General features: G+C 62.0%; 23 protein-coding genes. 12 read left to right on the forward strand and 11 right to left on the reverse strand.

The window, feature by feature from the left end; translation table 11 throughout:
- Nucleotides 1–32: 32 nt before the first annotated feature.
- From ACR3EL_RS01480 to ACR3EL_RS01495, 4 genes are all read right to left on the reverse strand, one after another.
- Nucleotides 33–1,049 carry a DUF2955 domain-containing protein gene (locus ACR3EL_RS01480; RefSeq protein WP_170369117.1) on the reverse strand — a complete coding sequence of 339 codons (1,017 nt, stop codon included), beginning with the start codon at nt 1,047–1,049 and terminating at the stop codon, nt 33–35.
- Nucleotides 1,039–2,103 (reverse strand): HlyD family secretion protein, encoded by a 1,065-nt coding sequence (locus ACR3EL_RS01485; protein WP_170369118.1) that lies wholly within the window; start codon nt 2,101–2,103, stop codon nt 1,039–1,041. Before ACR3EL_RS01485 ends, ACR3EL_RS01480 begins: the two co-directional genes overlap by 11 nt.
- A complete protein-coding gene (locus ACR3EL_RS01490) occupies nt 2,100–3,179 on the reverse strand; it encodes an AI-2E family transporter (protein ID WP_170341131.1) in 1,080 nt (359 codons plus the stop codon). Before ACR3EL_RS01490 ends, ACR3EL_RS01485 begins: the two co-directional genes overlap by 4 nt.
- 163 nt (nt 3,180–3,342) lie before the next feature.
- A complete protein-coding gene (locus tag ACR3EL_RS01495) occupies nt 3,343–3,612 on the reverse strand; it encodes a potassium channel family protein (RefSeq protein ID WP_315901678.1) in 270 nt (89 codons plus the stop codon).
- Between the two features lie 245 nt (nt 3,613–3,857).
- Between ACR3EL_RS01495 and ACR3EL_RS01500 the strand changes: the two genes are divergently transcribed.
- Nucleotides 3,858–6,506, forward strand: a complete 2,649-nt coding sequence (locus tag ACR3EL_RS01500) for an AsmA family protein (RefSeq protein ID WP_480720150.1) — start codon at nt 3,858–3,860, stop codon at nt 6,504–6,506.
- A gap of 69 nt (nt 6,507–6,575) precedes the next feature.
- On the opposite strand, the gene ACR3EL_RS01505 is transcribed toward ACR3EL_RS01500, so the two are convergent.
- The 3 genes from ACR3EL_RS01505 to deoC are packed head-to-tail and all read right to left on the reverse strand — an operon-like array spanning nt 6,576 to nt 10,755.
- A complete protein-coding gene (locus ACR3EL_RS01505) occupies nt 6,576–7,385 on the reverse strand; it encodes an SDR family oxidoreductase (RefSeq protein WP_170419938.1) in 810 nt (269 codons plus the stop codon).
- A 26-nt stretch (nt 7,386–7,411) separates the two neighbouring features.
- Nucleotides 7,412–9,745, reverse strand: coding sequence for an aldehyde dehydrogenase family protein (locus ACR3EL_RS01510; protein ID WP_480720152.1), 2,334 nt, complete (start codon nt 9,743–9,745; stop codon nt 7,412–7,414).
- A gap of 11 nt (nt 9,746–9,756) precedes the next feature.
- The gene (gene deoC / locus ACR3EL_RS01515; RefSeq protein WP_480720154.1) at nt 9,757–10,755 is read right to left on the reverse strand and encodes a deoxyribose-phosphate aldolase; all 999 of its coding nucleotides are present in this window, start codon (nt 10,753–10,755) and stop codon (nt 9,757–9,759) included.
- A gap of 197 nt (nt 10,756–10,952) precedes the next feature.
- Here deoC and ACR3EL_RS01520 point away from each other — a divergent pair, with 197 nt between their 5' ends.
- The 6 genes from ACR3EL_RS01520 (at nt 10,953) to ACR3EL_RS01545 (ending at nt 18,288) form a co-directional block, all read left to right on the forward strand.
- A complete protein-coding gene (locus ACR3EL_RS01520) occupies nt 10,953–11,906 on the forward strand; it encodes a metal ABC transporter solute-binding protein, Zn/Mn family (protein ID WP_480720156.1) in 954 nt (317 codons plus the stop codon).
- Nucleotides 11,907–11,908: 2 nt separating this feature from the next.
- Entirely contained in the window at nt 11,909–12,712 is an 804-nt protein-coding gene (locus ACR3EL_RS01525) for a metal ABC transporter ATP-binding protein (RefSeq protein ID WP_480720158.1), read from the forward strand.
- Between the two features lie 3 nt (nt 12,713–12,715).
- Nucleotides 12,716–13,921 carry a metal ABC transporter permease gene (locus ACR3EL_RS01530; protein WP_170360633.1) on the forward strand — a complete coding sequence of 402 codons (1,206 nt, stop codon included), beginning with the start codon at nt 12,716–12,718 and terminating at the stop codon, nt 13,919–13,921.
- Nucleotides 13,918–14,847 (forward strand): metal ABC transporter permease, encoded by a 930-nt coding sequence (locus ACR3EL_RS01535; protein ID WP_170360635.1) that lies wholly within the window; start codon nt 13,918–13,920, stop codon nt 14,845–14,847. The genes ACR3EL_RS01530 and ACR3EL_RS01535 overlap by 4 nt, the downstream gene beginning before the upstream one ends.
- Before the next feature lie 282 nt (nt 14,848–15,129).
- Nucleotides 15,130–16,992, forward strand: a complete 1,863-nt coding sequence (gene mutL, locus ACR3EL_RS01540) for a DNA mismatch repair endonuclease MutL (RefSeq protein ID WP_480720162.1) — start codon at nt 15,130–15,132, stop codon at nt 16,990–16,992.
- 57 nt (nt 16,993–17,049) lie between these two features.
- The gene (locus ACR3EL_RS01545) at nt 17,050–18,288 is read left to right on the forward strand and encodes a DNA recombination protein RmuC (RefSeq protein WP_480720164.1); all 1,239 of its coding nucleotides are present in this window, start codon (nt 17,050–17,052) and stop codon (nt 18,286–18,288) included.
- Between the two features lie 3 nt (nt 18,289–18,291).
- Here the strand turns inward: ACR3EL_RS01545 and ACR3EL_RS01550 are convergent, their stop codons facing one another.
- The 3 genes from ACR3EL_RS01550 to ACR3EL_RS01560 are packed head-to-tail and all read right to left on the reverse strand — an operon-like array spanning nt 18,292 to nt 20,070.
- Nucleotides 18,292–18,696, reverse strand: a complete 405-nt coding sequence (locus ACR3EL_RS01550) for a hypothetical protein (RefSeq protein WP_480720166.1) — start codon at nt 18,694–18,696, stop codon at nt 18,292–18,294.
- A 56-nt stretch (nt 18,697–18,752) separates the two neighbouring features.
- On the reverse strand, nt 18,753–19,403 hold the full coding sequence (locus ACR3EL_RS01555; protein ID WP_480720168.1) for a ChrR family anti-sigma-E factor: 651 nt from the start codon (nt 19,401–19,403) through the stop codon (nt 18,753–18,755).
- A gap of 10 nt (nt 19,404–19,413) precedes the next feature.
- On the reverse strand, nt 19,414–20,070 hold the full coding sequence (locus ACR3EL_RS01560; RefSeq protein ID WP_174825133.1) for a sigma-70 family RNA polymerase sigma factor: 657 nt from the start codon (nt 20,068–20,070) through the stop codon (nt 19,414–19,416).
- Between the two features lie 150 nt (nt 20,071–20,220).
- On the opposite strand from ACR3EL_RS01560, the gene ACR3EL_RS01565 reads away from it, so the two are divergent.
- From ACR3EL_RS01565 to ACR3EL_RS01585, 5 genes are all read left to right on the forward strand, one after another.
- Nucleotides 20,221–20,991 (forward strand): DUF1365 domain-containing protein, encoded by a 771-nt coding sequence (locus tag ACR3EL_RS01565; RefSeq protein WP_170341158.1) that lies wholly within the window; start codon nt 20,221–20,223, stop codon nt 20,989–20,991.
- An 87-nt stretch (nt 20,992–21,078) separates the two neighbouring features.
- Nucleotides 21,079–21,396, forward strand: a complete 318-nt coding sequence (locus ACR3EL_RS01570; RefSeq protein ID WP_093964170.1) for a DUF3775 domain-containing protein — start codon at nt 21,079–21,081, stop codon at nt 21,394–21,396.
- Between the two features lie 91 nt (nt 21,397–21,487).
- Nucleotides 21,488–22,561: a hypothetical protein gene (locus ACR3EL_RS01575; protein ID WP_480720171.1), complete on the forward strand. Its 1,074-nt coding sequence runs from the start codon at nt 21,488–21,490 to the stop codon at nt 22,559–22,561.
- A 121-nt stretch (nt 22,562–22,682) separates the two neighbouring features.
- Nucleotides 22,683–22,910, forward strand: a complete 228-nt coding sequence (locus ACR3EL_RS01580) for a DUF1127 domain-containing protein (RefSeq protein WP_141138513.1) — start codon at nt 22,683–22,685, stop codon at nt 22,908–22,910.
- A 50-nt stretch (nt 22,911–22,960) separates the two neighbouring features.
- On the forward strand, nt 22,961–23,164 hold the full coding sequence (locus tag ACR3EL_RS01585; RefSeq protein ID WP_093964173.1) for a DUF1127 domain-containing protein: 204 nt from the start codon (nt 22,961–22,963) through the stop codon (nt 23,162–23,164).
- An 82-nt stretch (nt 23,165–23,246) separates the two neighbouring features.
- Here the strand turns inward: ACR3EL_RS01585 and ACR3EL_RS01590 are convergent, their stop codons facing one another.
- A complete protein-coding gene (locus tag ACR3EL_RS01590) occupies nt 23,247–24,389 on the reverse strand; it encodes a saccharopine dehydrogenase family protein (RefSeq protein ID WP_170341162.1) in 1,143 nt (380 codons plus the stop codon).
- Between the last annotated feature and the right edge of the window lie 2 nt (nt 24,390–24,391).

Raw genomic sequence — 24,391 nt, forward strand, 5'->3', positions numbered from 1 at the left:
ATTTACCGCGGGCGCCAAAGTTGGCGGCTGCGTCAAGCATTCACCGGGTTTTCGCGTTTCTTTTCCGGCCAGAACTCATCCACGACCACGTAGGCTATGATGACGAAAAGGGCCGCGCTGGCGACTTGCAGAACGCGAGTGATGCTTTTGACATCGGCCTCATCCGAAAACGGTGAAATCGACCCGCCGTAGACAATCAGGACCGTCGTCAGGGCCGATCCGGCGGCGGCGGCAAGCGGTATCTGGGATTTGCCGAGCGCGCCCAGTGTCACGCATGCGAAAAAGCACAGCAGGATCGGCGTGAGAATGACCGGCGCGATGACGTTGACTTCGTAGCAGATGATGGACGCAGCTGCTCCGAGCAGGTTTGCCGTCAGCATCGCCTTGGCCACGGCTTTGCCGGCAGCAGGCATCGCAGCGAGTTGCTGGCTGAGAAGGGCCACAAAGAACAGAACCAACAGGGCAGACGCACCAGACACAAAAAATGCCAGGGCGAAAGGAACCGTGACAAGCGACATTCTGACGATACGCCGATGCTTGTCAAAGTCAGCGACGGATGCGGCTTTGGCCTGCGTGGCGTTCTGGGGGGCGGCCGGAATCAGCGTGAACGTCAGCGTCGATACGAAACCGGCAAACAACAGATTCAGCGGGATCCAGAATACAAGCACCAGCGCCAGATCCTGAGATTGCAGAACAAGGTTGGGGATCATCAGCGCCCCCATCAGGGCGATGACGCCCGGCAGGACACCGGCACCAGACACGGACCATATGAAGGACAGGATTATCCCGATCGCCACCAGTATGAGAAATACGACCGGATAGGGCGCGAAAACCGATGAGAGCAGGAAAGAAACGAACATCAACGCAATCGAGAAGATGAACAGTTTCGCAAACGCGGCCAGCGGTAACGCGGTAGGTGCCTGAAGGAAGAGCGCAGTGAAAACCGCGCCAACAACCGCCAATGGCCACCCAAGGAAAAGCCCCAAGGAAAAGACGGCGGTCACACCCAGTGCAAGTCTGTAAACGGCGTTTCTGTCCTCAGTACGCATAAGAAAAGATCGAAACCAAACGAATGTATGTCCGACCGACCGCGTTCAGTATCCCGTTGTCGCTGAGGTACATGATGACATCCGCCTGACCGTTCAACTGAAACCTGAGATCGTCCTCCGCGCTTCCGGCCTCGTAGCCCGGCAGTATGATGCGCACGGGAAACCGTTCAGGTTCACGCAGAAAGCCTTTGGTGCTCGGCGGGCTTGCCAATTGTCCGGGAGTGTCGCCGCCACTCAGCGAGACGGCAGCGCTGAAGCTTTCGATTTTGCCCGGGATGATCTGACCGGGGTGCATATCCAGCACGACATCCACCGGAGACCCGACGGTGGCGCGCCCCAGATTGTTCTCGGTGAAATACGCCTCGATCCACACGTCCGTCGCATCAAGAAAGGTCAGCAGATCCTGGCCGGACCGGGCGTATGTGCCGGGCGCAATCAACAAGTTGGATATGACACCGGTAGCCGGCGCGCGCAGTTCGGTCCATTCCAGATTGAGCTCTGCATCCGCCAAAGCCGCCAAGGCACGTTGGATTTTGGGATTCTCATTCCCTTCGTCCCCAAGCCTTTGCTTGGCCTTCTCCAGATCCGCTTTGGCGTTTTCATAGTTCGCCTCGGACTCGGCCAGCTGGCCTCGGGCATCGTCGGCTTTCGAGATGGAAATCAGCCCTTTCTTCTCGAGCGCGAAGACTCGTTCCGTCTGAATGCGCATCGTATCCAGATCGCTCTGCGCGCGGGCCAACTTGGCTTGCGCCGCACTTACCTCGGCCGAGGATGCGCCGACCTCCTGAGTGGCCGCCTCAAGGTCGGCCTGGGCTCTGTCGCGATCAATCTCGTAGGGTCTCGGGTCGATCCGAACCAGCATATCGCCGGCCGAAACGATCTGTCCGTTTTCCACCAATACTTCGATCACGGTTCCCGTGACCTGCGGAACGATTTGGGTCGCCACGGCTTTTACCCGCGCATTCCCGGTGAACGGTGTCTTTCGATCAGCAACCAGATACCAGGTGAGGAAGATGAGAATGACGGCCAGTGTCGTCCAGATCGTCTTCCTCATTTTGCGGCTCCCTCGGCGGTGTCATCCGTCGCTGGTGAAGCGTCGATCCAGACCTTGAACAACTCGTAGAAGACGGCGAACAAGACCGGGCCCATGAAGATTCCGATCAGGCCATAGGCCATCATCCCGCCCAGAACCCCGATGAGGATCACGAGCATCGGTGTCTCCAGGCCTTTTGAGATGAAAACCGGCCGCAGGAAGCTGTCCATTATGCTGACGGGAATGGCCAGAACGGTGAAGATCAGCGCCGCTCCGCCGGACATGGAACTCCATGCATAGATGACCAGCGGCAGAAGAACGAGGCCGGGGCCGATCTGGATGATCGAGAGGATCAGGCAGATGAACGCCAGCGTCGCGGCCGAGGATATCCCGAACAGCGCCAACAAGACCCAGACAACAACGGCCTGAATAGCGGCAACGCCGATTACACCCTTGGTCACGTTCCGGATCGTGGCCCCTGCCAGAGTGACGAATTCGCCGCCGCGTGGCGCAAATACGCGGTTGGCAAAGCGCTGAAGGCCCTGCACCAGATCCGGTCCGGGGCTGAACAGGGCGCCCATGATCAACACCGACAGGGCAAGGCCGAGAAGCCCGATTCCGATCCCCAGAACTTTGCCAAAGAGCGATTTGGTGATCTCGAGGATTTGCGCGCCGTATTTTGCAAGCGCACCATCCAGGTTCCGTTCGAACATGCCCCAGGCATCGGCAAGCTTGGCGCCGACCAGAGGCAGATCCTTCAGGCCTTCCGGCGCCGGCGGTATCTTCAACTCGCCCTTGTCAGCTTGCTCGGCAAACTCGGACCCCAGTTCCGCGGCCCCAGATACCGCCGTTGCGACCGGCCCCAGTGTGAGAACCAGACCCAGCAAAACCAGGATCGTCGTTGCCAGCTTCTTCCGTCCTCCCAGCTTGGACTGAAGCCAATCGAAGGCCGGATAAAGCGCAACGCAAAGAATTGTGGCCCAGATGACCACGCTTGCAAGCGGGGCGACCATGACCAAGGCGCTGTAGAGAAACAGCCCGAGAAACAGCAACCTTATCGCGAGGTCGACAATCTTTGCGTCCTGAGTCTTTTCCATTCCATCCCCCTGGTATGTGTTTTTGTATGTTATACTCAAAAAAACAAATATATATATTTTTTGAGCTTTTAGGGGATGCCCGGCAGTGCGGTGGTTGACTCAGCCCCCAATTTGCAAGCGGATCCTGAGGTGCAAAGCACGCTGTTGCTCACCTTGCCAGAGCCTATTTTTTCGGAGTCTCATCCTCCTGGGATAGGATCGTGTCGGCCACGGTCGTGGCGGCGGTGACGAAGATACCCAGACCCACGATTATGTACGCCATCGTAAAGATCTTGCCCGCAGCGGTTTCAGGAGAAAAGTCGCCAAAACCCACGGTCGAGATCGTCACTACGGAAAAATAGACGGAGTCCAACCAGCTCCACCCCTCGACAAAATGGTAGAACACTGACGCCCAAAGGATCATTCCGACGGTGAAGGCGAGTATGCCTTTCACTCTGCCGTCCTTGAAAGCGACGCCTATCCCACGCGTTATTCTGGTCAGTGAATTCATCATGCCCTCATTCGCAAAAGAATTCACGTATAGCAGTAATTGGATGATTGTGTGAATCCAAAGGGTGAGTTGGCCAGGGCAATGGCGATTTCGTGGCCAGAGAAGGCGTGCGAAACATGTATTCCATTAACATGATGGATAATTGCTCTAGGGTAATCACATGCTGAATCGGGACACTGAGGGATAACGTGCGAATAATTGTCAAAGGTGTCTTGATCTGTTGCGCGGTCGCGCTTGTGGTTTTTGCCGCGGCTTGGCTATTTCTGTCGTCCGCTTTGTTCTCGTCGGTGCGGACCAGTTTCGTTGAGAACCTGATCTCAAGGAAGCTGGGCCAGCAGGTCTTGATTGAGGATGAGGTGCGTTTGGGCCTTGGCCGTCAGTTGCAGGTTTCAGCAGCTGGAATGGTTCTGCCCGCTACGCCCAAAGCCGAGGCGGATCTGGCGGCGATCGATCAGATCGAATTCGAAGTATCTGCACGGGACCTGTGGAACAGCAAGCTGTCGGTGAGCAATCTTTCAGTGTCGGGAGTTCATCTGAACCTGATCACAGACGAAGAAGGCGTGACCAACTGGCAGTCCTTTTCGCGCACCGGGGCCGAAACCGACAAGGCTTCGGAACGTCCGACCCAGCCTTTGGCCGGAATTCTGACGGATCGCACGATCGACCTGAAGGATGTCACTGTACTTTATCAAAACGACCTGAACGGCATTGGACTGGACTTGCAGCTTCCAGAACTGGTTTTGCAGCGCGATGCCGAAACCGATGTTGCCTCGGCGGTCGGAGCGGGGTCGCTCAACGGTCAGAGTTTTGACCTGAAGGGCACGTTCCCGCCCCAGGACCCGTTCCAAGTAGCATTGAGCTTTGATCAGATTTCGGTCGAAGCCCAACAGATTCCTGTGGAGACCGGCCTTCAGGTCAAGACGACCCTCGAGGTCGATCAATTGGGTCAATTGCTCGATGTCCTGAAACTCAACCGCGTGTTGGAGGGTTCGGGCAATGTAGGTGCAACATTCAAGCTGGCAGACGGCGTCGCACGGGTTGATGACCTGTCTGTTCTGGCCGAGCTGGATGGTGGCCAAAGCCTTTCCGTCACCGGACAAATCGGGGAATTGGGCAATCCGGAAGATGTTTCTCTGACGACCCGCATTCGCCTGTATCCTGAGGATGCCGAGCCGGCTCCGGCTGCCTCGCGGTATGACCTCAAGCTTATCGCTGTGGATATGGTCATCGACAGTGTCCCGGGCCAGGTCCCGCAACGGCAGATGGTCATCAAGACGAACGGTTTCACGCTGGACACCTCTGGTGAGGGCCCGCCGCCGATCAAATTCTCCGAGCTTGCCAGAACGCCCGAAGGTGCCCTGAGCGTGGGCAACATCAATTTGAGGATCGGAAACCCCGCCGATCCGTTTATCATTCTGACCGGTTCGGTCGAGGATGCGTTGCAGTTGCAGGGCGTATCCGCCGAAGGTTTGATTGATATTCCGGCAAGCAGTCTGATCTCGCCCGAACTGCTGGGCCCCGATGACCAGCTGGGCAGGTTTTCGGGAGACTTTCATTTGAACGGAAACATCGAACAGCTTGCTTTGACCAATCTGGATGGTCAGACAAGCGAAACCGAGGTCTGGAGCCTGGAGGTGCACGGATCCGTAGAAAATGTCCTCAAGTTCGAGAATCTGGATCTGGCAATCGACGTGGATGTTCCGTCGGGCGCAGATCTTCTGAAGGCCTTGTCGCTGGAGCCGGTGGACACCGGTCGGGCCCATCTTGAAATCGACCTGGTAAGTGAAGGCACCGATTGGAATGCCAACGCCAATGTCGAGGTTTCCGAGTCGGTCTTGAAAATCGCGGCGGATCTTGATGACGCAACAAGCGATCCCGTGCTGCAGGGGTCGATCGAGAGCGATCTGATAAAAATCGATCAAATCCGGACCATCGTTCAGGCGGCCGCCCAACTGCGCAAGATAGGTGGTTCACCGCCGGAGCAGGAAGATGCCGAGCAAGGCGACGGTGACACAGGTCCGTTGAGGGATGTGACCCTCAAACCCATCGGGCGGGCCATTTTGCTGTCGGGTGTGAATGTAGATGTCGACATAGACCTGCGTCACATTGAGGGTGCAAAGGGCATCAGCAGCCTGCAGAGCGAACTGACTCTGGACGAAAACGAGCTACGGGCCGGACCTCTGAAGTTTGAATACGGAGGTGGTCATTTCGACGTCAGCGGGCAAATGGATCTTTCGAATGAGGCACATCTGCTGACCCTGACCGGAAAGGCGGGCGGATGGCAGTTGGATGACCTTCTGCAAAACCTGAACTTCAAGAAAGGCGCCAGCGGTACGGTGTACGCAGATTTCTCGGTTACGGGGGGCACGGAAACCGTCAAGCAATTCGTCGGCACCATGAGTGGCAATGCCACGGTTTCCATGCGTGACGGTTCGATCGAAACCCAGCTTCTGGATCTGGCCGGGCTGGGTATTCTTCCCTGGGTATTTACCAAGGAAAAACAGAAAGTGGCGCCAATCGTGTGCCTGCGCGCGCCGATCAGCATTTCCAACGGAAAAATCGAGACGAAACAGACGACGCTGGAAACAGATCATGTTCAGGTCGTTGTCTTTGGCGCTGTCGACCTGACGGACAAGGTGTTGGACCTGAACATCCAGCCAAGAAAGATTGGCGAGCCACTTGCGCGCAGCCCGTGGCCAGTGACACTGAGGGGAGCGCTCGCTGAGCCCAAGGTCAAAGTCAAGGATGGTCCGAAAAGGCTGAAGCGGTCGGATGGTGCAGACCAGATGCCGGCACAAAGAAAGCTCTGCATCCCGGATATCCTGCAGTTGCAGTAGCGGCGGTTTGCCAAGCGGCCACGGCCCTGCCTGTGTTCGGCAAGGCCGGCCAAGCCTGTCGGACGCGGATCACCCCTTTTTCATGCTGCGCAGCATCTGCCCCATCATCTGGCCGAACTGACCCGAGCCGCGCTGATACAGCGCCCCGTCCACGGCCAGAACCGTACCGCTGACATAGCTGGCCATGTCCGAGGCCAGGAACAGACAGGCGTTGGCCACGTCCTGAGGCGTGCCCCAGCGGCCCAGCGGCACGTCTCGGCGCAGCTGCTCGCCCGCGTCGGGGGTGGGGGCCAGACGCTTGGCGCCCTCGGTGCCCTCGATGAAACCCGGCACCACCGAGTTCACCCGGATGCCTTCCACGCCCCATTCCATCGACAGGGTGCGGGTGATCTGATCGACACCCGCCTTGGCCGCGCAGACATGGGCCTGGCCCTCGTAGGGCAGGTAAGATTGCGGGGCCGAAATGTTGATGATGTTGCCGCCGGGCCGTTTCAGATAGGGATAGGCGCCTTTCAGCACATGTACAGTACCCATCAGGTCGATCTCGACCACGGTGCGGAAGGCGTTGACCGACATCTCCGCCATCAGCGCCGGGAAGTTGCCCGCCGCCCCCGAAACCAGCACGTCGAAATCACCGAGCGCCGCGTGGAACTGTTCCAGCCCCGCGGCGACCGCCTCGGCATCACGCACGTCGAAGGCCGCGCCGATGGTCTCGGCCGCGCCGGCTGCCTTCAGCGCGGCGATGGTGTCGTCCACCTTCTCCTGCGAGCGGCTGGCCACGGCCAGTTTGGCGCCCGAGGCCGCGAAGGCCTCGGCGATGCCCCGATTGATACCGCTGGTCCCGCCGATGACGATGACCGTCTTTCCTGCAAAGTCCATGTAGAGCCTCCCGCTTTGGAGGGGCCCTACTCGCCGTAGGGCACCCAGATGTTCTTGATCTCGGTCGCAGCCTGCAGGAAGCGGCGGGTGTGGTCCATGCCCCAATCGAATGCCGTCGCGTTATTGACCCAGGTCCGTTTCAGGTTCCCGGCCGAGACGACCTCGATCTGTGCTGACAGGTCCGACGACGAGAAGGACCAAACCGCATCCACGTTCAGATGCGAGGCCAGCGGTTTGGCCAGCTCCTCGTGGCTGCCCGTCAGGATATTGACCACGCCTGCGGGCACGTCCGAAGTGTCCAGCACCTGATAGAAATCGGTGGCCGCCAGCGGATAGGGCTCGGACGCCACCAGAACCACCCGGTTGCCCATCGCGATCGCCGGCGCCATGGCCGAGACTAGACCCAGCAGCGGCGCCTCATCAGCGCAAAGCGCGCCGATCACGCCAACCGGTTCCTTCATTGCAATCGCCACGCCCCGGATAGGAACGCCATGCACCTGGCCGTCATACTTGTCGGCCCAGGCGGCTGCAGTGAACAGGCGCTGGATTGCGGCGTCGACTTCTTTCGCGCCGTCCTTGCGGCCGGTCATTGCGTCGATGCGATGCGCGAACTCGTCGGCGCGGGCCGAGAGGTTCTCGCCGATGTAATACAGAATCTGCGCGCGCAGATGGCCGGTTGTTTTCGACCAGCCCGCCGCGCCTGCCGCGGCCTCGACCGCGTTGCGCACGTCCTTGCGGTTGGCCAGACCCACATGGCCCAACAGCCCCGCCTTGCCCCAGACCGCGCGGGAATAGCCGCCATCAGGCCGGGCCTGCTTGCCGCCGACATAGAGCTTGGCGGTACGGTCGATTGGGTCAACCGGGCCGCCTTCGCCCACGACGGGTTCGATTTTCGCCAGCGGCTTGGTCTTGCCCTTGGGCTTGGTATAGGCACTCAGCCCTTCCCAGCCACCTTCGCGGCCAAAACCGCTTTCGCGCACGCCGCCAAAGCCCGCGGCCGCGTCGAACAGGTTGGTGGCATTGACCCAGACCACGCCCGCGACCAGCTTGGGCGCGATGTCCAGCGCAAGGTTGACGTTCTCGGTCCAGACCGTGGCCGCCAGTCCGTAGCGGGTGTTGTTGGCCAGCTCGACCGCCTCGGCCGGGGTACGGAAGGTCGACGAGACCAGAACCGGGCCGAATATCTCCTCCTGCATCAGCGGGTCCGAGGTCTCGAGTCCGGTGATCAGCGTCGGAGGGTAGTAGCAGCCATTCGATGGCAACTCACAGGCGGGCTGGTAAACCTGGCCTACCGCGTTGCCCTCGACCATCGAGGTGATGGTCTGCAGCTGCACCGGGTCCACCACGGCGCCCACGTCGATGCATTTGTCCAGCGGGTTGCCGATGCGCAGCGTGTCCATGCGGGCGCGCAGCTTGGCATAGAACCGCTCGGCGATGCCCTCCTGCACCAGCAGGCGCGAGCCCGCGCAGCAGACCTGGCCCTGGTTGAACCAGATCGCATCGACCAGACCTTCGATGGCACTGTCGATGTCGGCATCGTCAAAGACGATGTAGGGCGACTTGCCGCCCAGCTCGAGCGTGAGGGCCTTGCCCGACCCGGCGGTGGCCTCGCGGATGCGGCGCCCCACGATCGTCGAGCCGGTAAAGGCGATCTTGTCCACGTCTGCCTTCACGATCATCTCGCCCACCGCGCCGTCGCCGGTGACGATGTTGACCACGCCCTTGGGCAGACCGGCCTGCATGCAGATATCGGCAAACAGCAGCGCCGTCAGCGAAGTGTATTCGGCAGGCTTCAACACCACCGTGTTGCCCATGGCCAGCGCCGGGGCCACCTTCCACGCCAGCATCAGCAGCGGGAAGTTCCACGGGATGATCTGGCCGCAGACCCCCAGCGCCTGTGCGTCGGGCAGCTCGGTTTCCATCAGCTGGGCAATGCCTGCGTGATAGTAGAAATGCCGCTGCACCAGCGGAATGTCGATGTCGCGAGATTCCCGGATCGGCTTGCCGTTGTCCAAGGTCTCCAGCACTGCGAACAGGCGGGCGTGTTTCTGGATCAGCCGGGCGATGGCATAGAGGTAGCGGGCGCGGGCCGGGCCGCCCAGCTTTTCCCATTTGGGTTGCGCCTTTCGGGCCGCGGCGACAGCGGCGTCCACATCGGCCTGGGTGGCCTGAGTCAGCTTGGCCAGAACCTCGCCGGTGGCCGGGTTGCGGCTTTCAAACCCTTTGCCCGGCTTGGTGAAGGCGCCGTCGATGAAATGGCCGAACTTGTCGCCCTGATCGACCAGCCATGCCAGGGCCTCGGCGGCACTTTCCGGGGCGGGTCCGTATTCCATGGTCTCGAAAATCTCTTTGACTGTCATTGTTCCTGTCCTCAGCCCATCGGGTGCCGGTAACCGGCCGAGTATGCCCCGGTGACGAAATGTTCCAACTGCCGCTCGATATCGCCCAGCAGCGACGACGCGCCGAACCGGAACAGGTCGGGTTGCAGCCAGCGGTCGCCCAGCTCGTCCTTGATCAGCGACAGGTAGACCAGAGCATCCTTGGCCTTGGAAATCCCGCCCGCGGGCTTGTAGCCCACGCGATAGCCGGTACGGTCATAATAGTCGCGGATGGCGCGGATCATCACCAGCGACACGGGCAGGGTGGCGTTGACGCTTTCCTTGCCGGTCGAGGTCTTGATGAAATCCGCCCCCGCCATCATGCAGACCAGCGAGGCGCGCGCCACGTTGCGCAGACTGCCCAGCTCGCCGGTGGCGAGGATGGCCTTTACATGCGCATCGCCGCAGGCGGCGCGAAACGCCTTCATCTCGTCATAGAGCGCCTGCCAGTCGCCCTTCAGCACATGGCGGCGCGAGATCACGATGTCGATCTCCTCGGCCCCGGCCTTTACGCTTTCCTCGATCTCGGCCACGCGCAGGTGAAAGGGCGACAGACCCGCCGGAAAGCCGGTGGACACGGCCGCGACCGGAATGCCGGTGCCTGTCAGCGCATCCACCGCCGTTTCGATCATGTCGTGATAGACACAGACCGCGCCGGTGGTAATCGGCGGCATGTCCAGCGCCTTGAGCAGCGCAGGTGACACGGGCTGGCGGGCCTTGGCGCACAGGCGGCGCACGCGGCCCTCGGTATCATCGCCCGAAAGGGTGGTCAGGTCGATCATGGTGATCGCCTTCAGCAGCCACGCGGCCTGATGCTCTTTCTTGACCGACCGGCGCCCGGGCAGGGTCGCGGCGCGGCGTTCAATGGCCGAGGTGTTGGCCTGCACGGCGCGCACCCAGTCCAGGTCCAGATCCATGCCGGGATTTCGGGGCTCGGTCACTTGCGGCAGATGCGCGGTGCGCACGGGGCTTTCTGAGCTCTGCGTATCCATTGTCACGTCCTTTGGGAGGTTTGCGCCAAAATCGCACGGGAAACAGCCAAAGGAAAGGCAAACCAGACGCCTTTGGCCACTTTTTTGACCAATTGGACAAATTCGGCTTTTTCTTGCGAGTAATTCGCAACACGGTTGACTTAGTTGCGAATGGTTCGCATATTCATTCTCAACTGGTACTCGGAACGAGGTCACATATGATTCGCCGCAGTTTTCTTCTTGCCCTTGCTCTTGGCGCCGCGCTGCCCTTGGCGGCGTGGGCCGAGGCGCCGCTGAAGGTCGTGGCGACGACCGGAATGATTGCGGACGCCGTGCAGCAGGTCGGCGGTGATCAGGTCGAAGTCAAAGGGCTGATGGGGCCCGGAGTCGACCCGCACGGCTATCGCCAGACCCGCAGCGATATCGTTGCCGCGACAAGGGCCGACCTGGTCTTGTGGCACGGCTTGTATCTTGAGGCGCAGATGGAAGACTTCTTCCACGACCTGGAGCGCAAACGCAAAGTCGTTGCCGTGGCGGATGCCATCGACAAGTCGAAACTGCGTGCGCATGCCGACTATGCCGACAAATACGATCCGCATGTGTGGATGAGCCCGGTTTTGTGGAAAGACGTCGTGGTCGAGGTGCAAAAGGCGCTGACCGACGTGCGGCCAGACTCCGCCGCTTATTTCGCCGCCAACACCCAGCGTTTTCTGGCCGAAATCGACCAGTTGGACGCCTATGGGAAGAAGGTGCTGGCCCAGGTGCCCGAAGACAACCGGGTGCTGGTCACCGCCCATGACGCCTTTGCCTATTTCGGCGAGGAATTCGGGTTCGAAGTGTTGGGGATCCAGGGTATCTCGACCCAGTCCGAGGCGGGGCTGAACCGGATCGGAGAATTGGTCAACACTTTGGTCGCGCGCGACCTGACCGCCGTCTTCGTTGAAAGCTCGGTCTCGGATCGGTCGATGCGGGCGTTGATCGAGGGTGCGGCGGCGAAGGGTCATACCGTCTCGGTCGGGGGTGAGTTGTATTCGGACGCCATGGGCGAGCCGGGTACCTATGAGGGCACCTATATCGGGATGCTGGATCACAACATCACGGTTATCGCGCGGGGCCTGGGTGCGGATGTGCCCGAACGCGGCATGTCCGGCAATCTGTCGGCGGGGCTCTGACCATGTTGGAGCTTGCGGCTGGAAAATCGGCATCAAACGGGGACCTGACGGTGCAGGACAGCCCGCTTGTGATCCGGGGGATGACGGTATCCTACGGCCAGAAACCGGCCATTTTCTCGGTAGATATGACGGTGCAGCCCGGGGCCATGACGGCGATCATCGGACCGAACGGCGCTGGCAAATCGACGCTGCTCAAGGCGGCGCTGGGTATCGTCAAGCCGCTGTCGGGCCAGGTGCTGGTGTTCGGCAAGGCGTTGGACCGGCAGCGGGCCCGTATCGCCTATGTGCCGCAGCGCGCCAGCGTCGATTGGGATTTCCCGACGCGGGTCATCGATGTGGTCCTGATGGGCCTGTCGCGGGAACTGGGCTTGCTGGGCCGGGTCCGGATGCGACACATGGCCCACGCGATGGAGTCTCTGCATCGGGTCGGGATGCATGAGTTTGCGGACCGCCAGATCGGCCAGCTTTCGGGTGGTCAGCAGCAACGTGTGTTCCTGGCGCGCGCACTTGCTCAGGATGCCGATCTGTACCTGCTGGATGAACCGTTTGCCGGGGTCGATGCCGCCACCGAAAAAGCGATCATCTCGGTCCTCAAATCCCTCAAGGAAGCCGGCAAGACGGTGGTCGTGGTCCACCATGACCTTGCCACGGTCACGGATTATTTCGACCACGTGTTCCTGATCAATACCCGCAAGGTCGCCGAGGGCCCGGTGGAGCAGGCCTTTACCGCCGAGACTCTTCAGGCCGCCTACGGGGGGCGGCTTGCCACCGCCCAGATCAACCAGATCTCGGGCACTGCGGGCTGACACATGCTGTGGGACGCACTGACCCTGCAATTGGGGTACAACGCCACCTTGGTTGCCATCGGCGCCACGCTGCTTGGGTTTTCGGCTGGCGTGACAGGCACCTTCCTGTTTCTGCGCAAGCGGGCGCTGGTCAGTGACGCCATCAGCCATGCGACCCTTCCGGGCGTCTGCATCGCCTTTATGGTTTTGGTGGCGCTGGGCGGAACCGGGCGAAACCTGATCGGACTGCTGTCCGGTTCCGCGATTTCGGCCGCCATGGGCCTTTTGTGCATGAATTGGCTGATCCGCCGCACCCGTCTGGCCGAGGACGCGGCGATCGGGGCGGTCCTGTCGGTCTTCTTCGGCTTTGGTATCGTTCTGCTGACAATCATCCAGACCATGGGAGTGGGCCGACAGGCCGGGCTTGAGGGGTTCTTGCTGGGCTCGACGGCCGGGATGCTGTGGTCTGACGCTCTGATCATCGCGATCGGCGGCGCTGCAACGCTGCTGCTCGTCATGATCATCCGCCGCCCCATGATGATGGTGGCGTTCGATTCCGAATATGCGGCCGCCTTGGGGCTGCCAGTGCATCGCATCGACCTTGCGATGATGGGACTTGTCATGGCGGTCACGGTTGTCGGGCTGAAGATCGTCGGATTGATCCTGATCGTGGCTTTGCTGATCATACCCGCCGTCACGGCGCGGTTCTGGTCGGACCGGTCCGACCATGTGGTGCTGTTGTCGGGGGTCATTGGTGGGTTGTCGGGCTATCTGGGTGCGGCGGTGTCCGCCTCGGCGCCCAACTTGCCGACCGGACCGATCATCGTCCTGTTCAGCTTTGGCTTTTTTGTCGTATCGCTGTTTCTGGCTCCGGTGCGCGGCGTATTGGCCGCAATCGTGCGGCATCTGCGGTTCCAGCGGCGGGTTCACATCCGACAGGGGTTGCTGGCGCTTGCACAAGGCCAGAACATCTATGAGCCCTACACACTTCGCCTGCTGCGTCAGGCCGGACTTGCCCGGCCCGACGGGGTGGCTACGGATGCCGGCAGAGCGCAGGCGGCCAAGGCGCTGCGCGACGAGAAACGCTGGGAAATCGTACGCGCCGACAATGCGCACGAGGCAGCCGCCGCCCTGTATGACGGGTTACGCGACATCGAAACGGTTCTGACCCGGGACCAGATCGACGACATCGACCGCCGCATCGGCAGACCACGGGAGGTTCGCCCATGAGCGGTGAAGAATTCGTTCCCTTGTCCCTGACGCCGCTGCTGATCGGGACCTTCGCGGCCATCGCCTGCGCATTGCCAGGAAACTTCCTTGTGCTCCGCAAACAGGCGCTGATCGGCGACGCCATCAGCCATGTGGTTCTGCCCGGAATCGTCGTGGCCTTTCTCGTCACCGGCGCGATCTCGACCTGGCCGATGATGCTGGGCGCCGCCGGCGCGGCGGTTGTCGCCGTTGTGCTGATCGAGACCATCCGGAGGCTGGGCCAAATCGAACCGGGCGCCGCAATGGGAGTCGTGTTCACCACCATGTTTGCCGGAGGGGTGCTGCTGTTGGAGCAGACCGACACTTCGAGCGTTCATCTGGATGTCGAACACGCACTCTATGGGAGCCTGGAAAGCCTGATCTGGCTTGACGCGACTGGCTGGTCCTCGCTGCTGGATCCGGTCGCGCTGGCCGGCCTGCCGCCTGAGCTTGCTCGGATCGCCCTGACCCTGGTGGGTGTCAGCCTGTTCGTCTGGCTGTTCTGGCGGCCGCTCAAGATCTCGACCTTCGACGAAGGCTTTGCCCGGACGATCGGAATTCGAACCGGGGCGCTGGGAATGGCGCTGGTGATTGCGGCGGCGATTGCAGCCGTGGCCGCGTTTGATGCCGTCGGCTCGATCATCGTGATCGCAATGTTCATCTGCCCGCCGGCCGCCGCCCGGATGATGACCGACCGGCTTGAGACCCAGATTGCCTGGAGTGTTGTCTTCGCCATCCTGTCCGCCGTGTCCGGCTATATCCTGGCTGGATATGGCCCGCTGTGGTTGGGCGGGTCGGACGCCGTCAGTGCGGCCGGGATGATTGCCACCATGTCCGGCCTGATTCTGGCTTTCGCGGCCGTGTTTGGCCCCTGCCGGATGCGCGCAGCGGCGCCGGGTCCGGGCTGATCCGGCGTGTTCCCGCCACCCGGTCCAGTCGGTGATCGGCCAAACTTTGCCCACCAAACGGGGCAAGCGAACCTTAAGCAGATTTGTCCAACGCACCGTGTTAGACACCGCGCCATTACATCGTTAATGACCACCACTCACCACGGATCGTCCGGGCAATCGTGAAACTTATGGCAACCAATTCGGGTTGCGCATCTCGATTGGCCGGGCGATCCGACCCCCTATACCAAAGCAGCGTAAACCGGTGGCAGAATCGCGTGCGATTGTGCTAGGTCTAGCGGTATGGCGCAGGCAAACCCCAATATCAGCGAAAATCGCCCGGTAATCCGGCAACTCGACGAGGCCGCGATCAACCGCATCGCCGCCGGTGAAGTGGTCGAACGCCCCGCTTCCGCCGTCAAGGAACTGGTGGAGAACGCGATCGACGCCGGCGCGACCCGGATCGCCATCGACATCGCCGATGGCGGCAAGACCTTGATTCGCGTCACCGACGATGGATGCGGTATCGCGCCCGAGGATCTGCCGCTGGCCCTGTCGCGCCACGCGACCTCCAAGATCGACGGGTCGGACCTGCTCAACATTCACACCTTCGGGTTCCGGGGCGAGGCGCTGCCCTCGCTGGGCGCGGTGGGGCGCCTGACCATCACCAGCCGCGCGCCGGGGGCCGAGGCGGCCCAGATCCGCGTCGCCGGCGGCAAGATGGAAGGCGTCAAGCCCGCCGCCCTGCGCGCCGGCACCGTAGTCGAGCTGCGCGACCTGTTCTATGCCACGCCCGCGCGGCTGAAATTCATGCGTACCGACCGGGCCGAGGCTCAGGCGATCTCGGACACGGTCAAGCGGCTGGCCATGGCGGAACCCTCCATCACCTTCACCCTGCGCGATGTCTCGGGCGGGGGCGAGGGGCGCGTGGTGTTCCGCGCCGACCGCGAAAACGGAGACCTGTTCGACGCGCTGCACGCCCGGCTGGCCCGCATCCTGGGGCGCGAGTTTGCCGAGAATGCCTTGCGGATCGACGCCACGCGTGAGGGGATCAGGCTGTACGGATATGCCGCGCTGCCGACCTATTCGCGCGGCGCGGCGGTGGCGCAGTTCCTGTTCGTCAACGGCCGTCCGGTGCGCGACAAGATGCTGACCGGGGCCTTGCGCGCGGCTTATTTCGACTTCCTCAGCCGCGACCGGCACCCGGCGGCGGCGCTGTTCATCGACTGCGAGCCAACGCTGGTGGACGTGAACGTGCACCCCGCGAAATCCGAGGTGCGGTTCCGCGATCCCGGCGTGGCGCGGGGGCTGATCGTCTCCAGCCTGCGGCACGCGCTGGCCGAGGCGGGGCACCGCGCCTCGACCACCGTGGCCAACGCGACGCTGGGTGCGATGCGGCCCGAACCGGCCCCGGTGGCACCCGCGCGGGTCTATCAGATGGACCGGCCCTCGCCCGCGACACGGGCCATGGCCTATCAGGCGCAGGCACCTGGCTTTGCTGATCTTGCCAATGCCTACAGCGGCAGCGTGGTCGAGCCCGTGGCCGAGCCCGCCTCTGCGCAGCCCGACCAGACACCGCCCGAGCATCTGCCCCTGGGGGCCGCGCGCGGGCAGGTGCATGAAAACTACATCATCGCCCAGACCGCCGACGGCATGGTGATCGTGGACCAGCACGCCGCGCATGAACGGCTGGTCTATGAGAAACTCAAGAAGCAGATGGCCGAGAACGGCGTGGCCGCGCAGGCGCTGCTGATCCCCGAGATCGTGGAACTGTCCGAGGGCGACTGCGCCCGCCTGCTCGCGGTGGCCGACGACCTGTCGCGCCTGGGTCTGACCATCGAGCCCTTCGGCGGCGGAGCGTTGGCGGTGCGCGAAACCCCGGCCATTTTGGGGGAGGTCAATGCGCGGGCGATGATCCTGGATATCCTGGACGAGCTGGCCGATCAGGGCGAAAGCCAGACGGTGCAGGCGCGGATCGAAGCGATTCTCAGCCGCGTGGCCTGCCATGGCTCGGTCCGCTCGGGCCGCCGGATGCGCGCCGAAGAGATGAACGCCCTGCTGCGCGAGATGGAGGCGACGCCCCATTCGGGCCAGTGCAACCACGGGCGGCCGACTTACGTGGAACTGAAGCTGAGCGATATCGAGCGCTTGTTCGGCCGCAGTTGATCCGACCGCCGGTCGGCGGTAGAAAAGAAGAAACAAAACAAGAACGCGCAGGTTGAGATGATAGAAATCGCAGGCACCCAATATTCACTGAACGATCCCATGGTGATGGCCGCCCTGATCGGGGCGGGGGTGGTTCTGCTGATCCTCGTTCTGCTGTTCCTGGCCCTGCGCGCGGCCAACCGCTCGGCCCGGATGGCCGAGCCGCTGGCGCAGCAGCTGGCCTATCTGGGCCAGCATGTGCAGCAGTTGGGGCAGGGGCAGGAGCAATTGCGCGGCGGGTTGCAGCATGTCTCGGACACGCAGGCCAATGCGCAGGTGCAGGTGATCCAGACGGTCGAGGCGCGGCTGTCGGCGGTGCAGCAGCAGATGAACGACCGGCTGGCCGACAACGCCATGAAATCCGCCCGCGCGCTGGCTGAGATGCAGGAGCGGATGAAGGAAACCCTGCATGGGTCGTCGAAGCAGACAGCGACCTCGCTGACCCAGCTGCAAGAGCGTCTGGCCGCCATCGACAAGGCGCAGGACAACATCACCAAGCTTTCGGGCGACGTGCTGTCGCTGCAGGACATCCTGTCGAACAAGCAGACCCGCGGCGCCTTCGGCGAGATCCAGTTGAACGACATCGTGTCCAAGGCGCTGCCCTCGGACAGCTATGTGCTGCAGGCGACCCTGTCGAACGGCAGACGCGCCGACTGCCTGATCCGCCTGCCCAACCCGCCGGGGCCCATCGTGATCGACAGCAAGTTCCCGCTGGAGGCCTATGAGGCGTTGGTGGGCGCCGGCAATGACATGGAGTTGAAGGCGGCGGTGCAGATGTTCCGTAGCACGGTGCGCAAGCACATCACCGATATCTCGACCAAGTACATCCTAGACGGCGAAACCGCCGACGGGGCGCTGATGTTCCTGCCCTCCGAGGCGGTCTATGCCGAGTTGCACGCCAAGTTCCCCGAACTGGTGCAGGAGAGTTTCTCGAAACGGGTCTGGATCGTCTCGCCGACCACCTGCATGGCCACGCTGAACACGATGCGGGCCATCCTCAAGGACGCGCGGATGCGCGAACAGGCGGGCGCGATCCGCAAGGAGCTGGGCCTGCTGCACAAGGATGTCGAGCGTCTGGGCGACCGGGTGGCCAATCTCGACCGGCATTTCGGGCAGGCGGCCAAGGATATCTCGGAAATCAAGATCAGCGCCGAAAAGGCCGGCAGGCGCGCGCAGCGGCTGGACAATTTCGATTTCGATGAACTGGCCCCCGAAGACCGGGCCAACGTGGTGCCGCTGGGCAAGTCCGAGGGCTGAGGCCTACTGGATCGACAGGTCCAGGTTGTAGCCAACGGTCTTGCCGGTATCCCGGTCGTTGCCCATCAGGTAGACGCGGATAGTATAATTCCCATCCTCGGGCAGGTTGATGCGGGCGGTGGTGCCCTCGATCGAGCCGTTGTAGATGGCAACCCCGTCGCTGCCCGGCGGCAGGATGTTGAAATAGGCTACGCCGCTGCCATTGGTTTCGCTGACCTGAAGCTCGGCGAACAGTTCCTGCCCGCCCTTGGCGCCCAGTACGTAGTCGAAGTATTCATCACCCGTAACGGTGCCGTTGACCATTGTGCCAAAATTTCCGGGCTGGAACTCCACCTCGGCTGTCCTTTGGGCCGATGCGGGCACGGCCACAACGGCAATGAACAGGGCTGCCAGAGCTTGTTTCAACATTCTGCATATCCTCCCGGTGATTCCCGGCAACAAACCTAGCACAACCGAGGGGCCGTTCAAATTCGCAGGAAGGGCTGCACCAACCGTGGGATCAGGCTGTTGAACTTCAGCGGAGCGTCTGTCACCGCCAGGCAGATGCAATCCTCGGACATGTCGGCCACGGGCGTGTGTTCCAGGTCCTCGTCTGCAATCTCGACATCGCCGCGGGCGAAATGATCCACCTCGTCGGAAAACGCGCCTTGCAGAACCATGGTCAGTTCCATGCCCTTGTGGCCGTGGTCCGGTACTGCGGCACCGGCCGGAATGAACAACAGGCGCGCCATAGCATCGCGCGAGGTTGGCAGAATGGCCTGCTTGACGCCCATCCCAATCGGCTTCCAGCGGATGCTGTGCACGTCACCGCCGACGTAATCCTGCAACGGGGCCGGAAGCACATCGCATTTCGCGCGCGCGGGCTTGGGGGTCGGAGCACCCTGCGCGATCAGAGCCATTGTCGATGACAGGGCATCCGCGGACAAAGGTGCGGCTTCGACCTGGTCCTCAAGCATGTGTCCGCCCACCGCGTCATAACTCTCAGCGCGGGCGCGACAATGGTCGCACAGGGACAGGTGGGTCGCGACCATCAGGTCGAACGCTTCGGGCAGTGTGCCCGAGGCGTAGGCCATCAGCAGGTCGTCCGTCAGGTGATGTTTGATCTCGTGGCTCATCTCTATCATCTCAGTTCATCGCGTGGCGCAAGCGGTCCAGCGCCAGCCGTATTCTTGATTTGATGGTGCCCAACGGAAGCCCGGTCTGCGAGGCGATCTCGCGATGGCTCAGGTCACCAAAATATGCCTTCTCTATCAGTTCCCGCTGTGCCTCGGGCAATTGCAGCAGGGCCGTCTTCAGTTGCGCCGTTTCCTGTTGCAGCGCGATTACGTCTTCCTGTTCGGGTTCCGCTTCGGGACCCCATGTCAATTCTTCCGGTTCAGGACGCCGCTGTTTTCGAATGGCGTCGATGCGTTTGTTCCGCGCGATCGTAAAGACCCATGTCGCCACGGTGGCCCGTGACGGATCAAACAGATGCGCCTTGTGCCACAACGTGGCCATGACTTCCTGCGCGCACTCCTCGGCCAACGTCGCGTCCGAACCCGACCGGATCAGGAACGCTTTGACCCGAGGGGCAAAGTGCTGGAACAGCTCGGCAAACGCCGCCTGATCCTGCGACTGACGGATGCGTTGGACGTGGGACACCCACTCGCATCTTGCTGCGCCATTATTCTTCGTACCGTTCACCGACGATCCCTTGGTTCGTTTCGTGCCTCGCCCAGCCGGCCGCGCCGCCGGGGCGGTCGCGACATCGTCCGGAACAACGGTGTCCATCTCGGTAAACATAACTATATTACGGTGCCGCACCCAAGTCGGATCACGCCTGCCCGAGATTTTTGATCCGGTCGCGCGTTTTTTTCGTATCATGATCATGGATGTTCGCTGAAAAACGCAGCCGATCCAGAATGTTGACCGCTAGAAAAGATCAGTCCGACCATGCCAGAAATCGACTTCGTTCCGGCCCATACCTTTCACGGAAGGAAAGGTGCCATCGAGAACGCCTTTCGCTACTCGGTCGACTACATTCTGCTGGATCCCGAACAGGCAGCGGAAACGCCCGCGTTGTTTTCGGTAGATAGACCCAACCTCACCGGCTGGCGGACCCGCGATCATGGAGGTGTGCCTGGCGATGGTCGGGGTGCCCCGTGGCTCCGCGACAGTCTGCGGGCGATGCAAATCCCCCAACCCGCGCAGGTTCTGTTGCTGACCCAACCCCGGGTGCTGGGCCACGTATTCAACCCGGTCAGTTTCTGGTTTTGCCTGAATGACGCAGGCGCACTGTTTGCCGTGGTGGCCGAGGTCACCAACACTCATGGAACGCGGCACAGCTATGTCTGCCACAAGCCGGGGTTTGACGTGATCGCTCCTTCTGACCGGATTTGCGCGACCAAGGTCATGCATGTCTCGCCCTTTCAAAAGATCGAGGGCACCTACACTTTCCGGTTCGACCTGCGCCCGGATCGGGTCGGGGTTTGGATCGACTACGGCCGCGACGGGGGCGGTTTGATTGCCACGCTCACGGGCATCCGGCAACCTCTCACCAATGGCGCGATCCTTCGTTCGCTGCTGCGACGCCCGTTTGGCGCGCGGCGGGCGGTTGCATTGATCCACTGGCAGGCACTGAAACTGTGGGTCAAGAAGGCCACCTTCCGACCGTTCCGCACCGCACCGGTGCCATCTCACCCCGTCTCGCGCCCGCACGAGTGACGATCTGCAGTTTGCGCAAGATCAAGGACGCAGGCGCTGTGCAATGATTGAGATGGACTCCAATTGCGGACAGAGGAGTTGAAACCAATGCTGGAAATCTCGCCAACCAAAGTCGCCCAGGTCGCCATGATGGGCCGCGAACTGGATCGCGCCGAGGGCGAGCTGCGAGCTTTTATCGATCGCATGGACGAGGACGAGCAAGCCGAGTTGGTCGCGATCATGTGGATTGGACGTGAAAGCTTTTTCCCGGACGACCTCAGCGAGGCGATCGCTACGGCCAAGGCCGAGGCATCGACGCCATGTGCCGATTACCTGATCGGCACGCCGCATCTGTCGGATCACCTTGAGAACGGGTTGGACGCGTTGGGCATCTCGGCCGAAGATGTCGAGAACGACCTGATGTAGACTTGGTCGCCCGCACGGTGTTTCTGCGCTATGCTCCGGGGCAGAGGGCGCCGTGTATGGCACAGCGCCCGGTCCACAGCAGGGGCGCCAGATGCCGCGGATGTTGAAGACGATATTGGTGTTGGCCCTTATGGCCGTTCCGGCGTGGCCGCAGCGTCCGGCGCGGGCCTGCACTGTTTGTCTGTCGCTTCCCGAAAACTCTCTGGCCGACCGGTTGTTGTCTGCTTCGGTCATCGTTCTGGCCGCGCCCGCGCCCGACGACCCGTTCCGCTATGCACCCGTCGGGTTGCTGAAAGGCAGTTGGGACGAGGTTTCGAACCTCCCCCAGATACCGTTTCTGGTGGACAGCAGCACGCGGAATGCCCTGCGGGCCGATCCTGACCGGGTGGTCCTGATGATCTATGGCCCAGGCAGCCGGGACAAGGCCGGGCGCGCCTTTGATCAGTCCTGGACCAAGGGGTTTCTGATGACGCCGCAGCGGTCCGGTTTTGTTGTCGAGGTACAGGCGCAAGGCCAAGGCTGGCGGTTGGACGGATCCCGATCCGCCGAGCGCGCCGCGTTTTTCGCCGTCTATCTGAGTTCCGGTGACCGGTTGTTGCGGAACACCGCTCTCATCGAACTCCACCGGGCACCCTATGCGGCTGTGCGCGACCTGCGCGATGCTGCTGCAACCCCGTATCTTCTGCGCGATTTGCGGAGCCTGAATCGCGTAGCCTATGCCCCGGCAACGATCCGGCTGCTGGGCCTGCAATCTGATCCGGCCGCGGCAAAGGCGGTGCGCGCGGTCTATCCAAAGGCGGTCGCCACCGGAGGGTTCAATCTGCGCGAATGGGCGCTTGCCGGTATCGAAATCGACGGCGACCAAGCCCTGAGCACGATCAAGGAGGCTCTGACCGCCAGCCCGCTTTCTCCAAAGGATCGCCGGGCGATCATCGCGGCGCTGATCGACGGCGGCGAAGCGATGCCGGAACACCGCGGGAAAATCCTGGATATCTTTGTCGACGAGATGGCGCACGACAAAAGCACGGCCGGGCAGATCGCCCTGGCCACGCGCGATTGGGGGGATGATACGCTTGCCCCTGCGCTGCGGGCGCTTCTTGCTGACCCGCAGATCGACCCCGCCACCGCCTTCGCCATCCGGGTGGCCCTGCCATCCGGTCAGTGACTCTGCCCATCATGACGTCAGGTTAACAAAGCTTAATCCGTTGGTACGGAACCGTTAACGCGGCGTCCTTTTATCTGATGACAGTACTGCAATGCAGTTCGGTTTTCAGGAGGACAAACCAATGGCAACCGCACAAACCACACAGTCGAACCACAGCCTGTTTCATGACCTTTTTGCAAAATACGCCGAGGCCAAGACCGAACGGTTTCGGAAGCAGATCTTTGCGAAGACGGTCCGTGACCTCGAACGCCTGAGCGACCAGCAGCTCCACGATATCGGCATCACCCGCTCAGACATCCCCCAAACGGCCTATCAGAGCGTCTATCAGCGCGCCGCGTTTACGCAGTAACCAGGGCCGCGCCCCAAAAGGACACCGGCCAAACCGGGAGGAAACAGCCGATGCTCGACACAATGCAACCGACTCAACAACCCTGCCCATCCGCCAGCGCGCTGCTACTGTTCGATCGCGCCATGCGCATCCGGGCGGTCAAGGATGACATCGTACGCGCGGCGCAACATCTGAGTGGTCTGGATGACCGGCAGCTGTCCGAGCTTGGCATCAACCGCAGCGATCTTGAGGAAACGATCGAGCGCTACATCTGAACCACAGGCGCCGATCGAACGGTCGGTCACAATACCAGAAAAAAGCCATTCCGGTGCGTCCGGAATGGCTTTTTTGGTTGGTTCAGGCCAAGTGGTCGACCACCTGCAGGTGCTGTGCCAGCTTGTCGATCTCGGCCATCCAGGCCTGAACCAGTTTCGGATCGCTGGGCGCGGCATGGACACCGGCGGGAATGGCGCGGTCCTGCACCGCCTCGACCGCCAGCGAAACCGGGATCGACACCAGACGCGCCATCGCGCTGCCGCGCGCGTCGCCCCAGGCATCCATCACGTAGGTCTTGTGCCAGACGGCCTTGCCATCCTTCTCGGCCTTCAGCCCGACACAGAGCACGACGCGGTCCGGCTCACCCTCTTCATAGGCGTTCTCGGCCCAGAACTGGTCGGACATTTCCTTGAGCCGGGCATCGCCCTCGGGGCCTTCCAGCGTTTCGATCTCGCGGAACACGTCCGACCAGGCATCCGACCAGCCGTTCAGCCGCAGGGTGCCGCGGACGAACTCCTTGACCGGCCAGTGCTCCTCGAAATGGTACTGCTGCATGAAGGGGATTGAATCGCGGTTCGGATAGACCTCGAAGCTCTCGGGCGTGGGAAGCGGCGCGACATAGGTGCTGATCGCGTCCCAGGGCCGGGCCACGTCCAGCGGGGCATAGTCGCGGATCGACCGCGAGGGCGAACGCAGCGCCTTGAGCACACCCAAGGGCGACCAGCTGAACTTGTAGCGGAACGGGTTGGGGTTCTTGGGGATGCCGCCGCAATAGGAAATGAAGCTGAGGTGGTTTTCCGGGTCGAAGGCGTCGGACGCGCGGTAATCGTCCACCAGCGCATGGGCCATCAGGTGGTCGATGCCCGGGTCCAGCCCGACCTCGTTGACCAGCGCGACGCCGGCCTCGCGGGCTTTGTCGTCCAGCGCGCGCATCTCGGGCGCGATGTAGGAGGACGAGACGAAATGCGCGCCCTTCTCGATCGCCAGTTCCGCCAGCGGCACGTGCCAGTCGCCCGGCAGCATCGAGACGATCACGTCGCCCTTTTCCAGCACCGCGCCCAGCGCATCAATGTCGAAGGCCCGGATGTCGTCGGACAGGTCACCGACCTCGGCGCGGGCCTTGCCGACGGTCCGGTTCCAGACGGTGACCTTGTGGCCGGCCTCGATCAGGCGGCGCAGGCCGGGGATGGCCGACAGGCCGGTGCCACACCAGTGAATCGTCATGG

It is taken from the genome of Ruegeria sp. BJ3, from assembly GCF_056535665.1.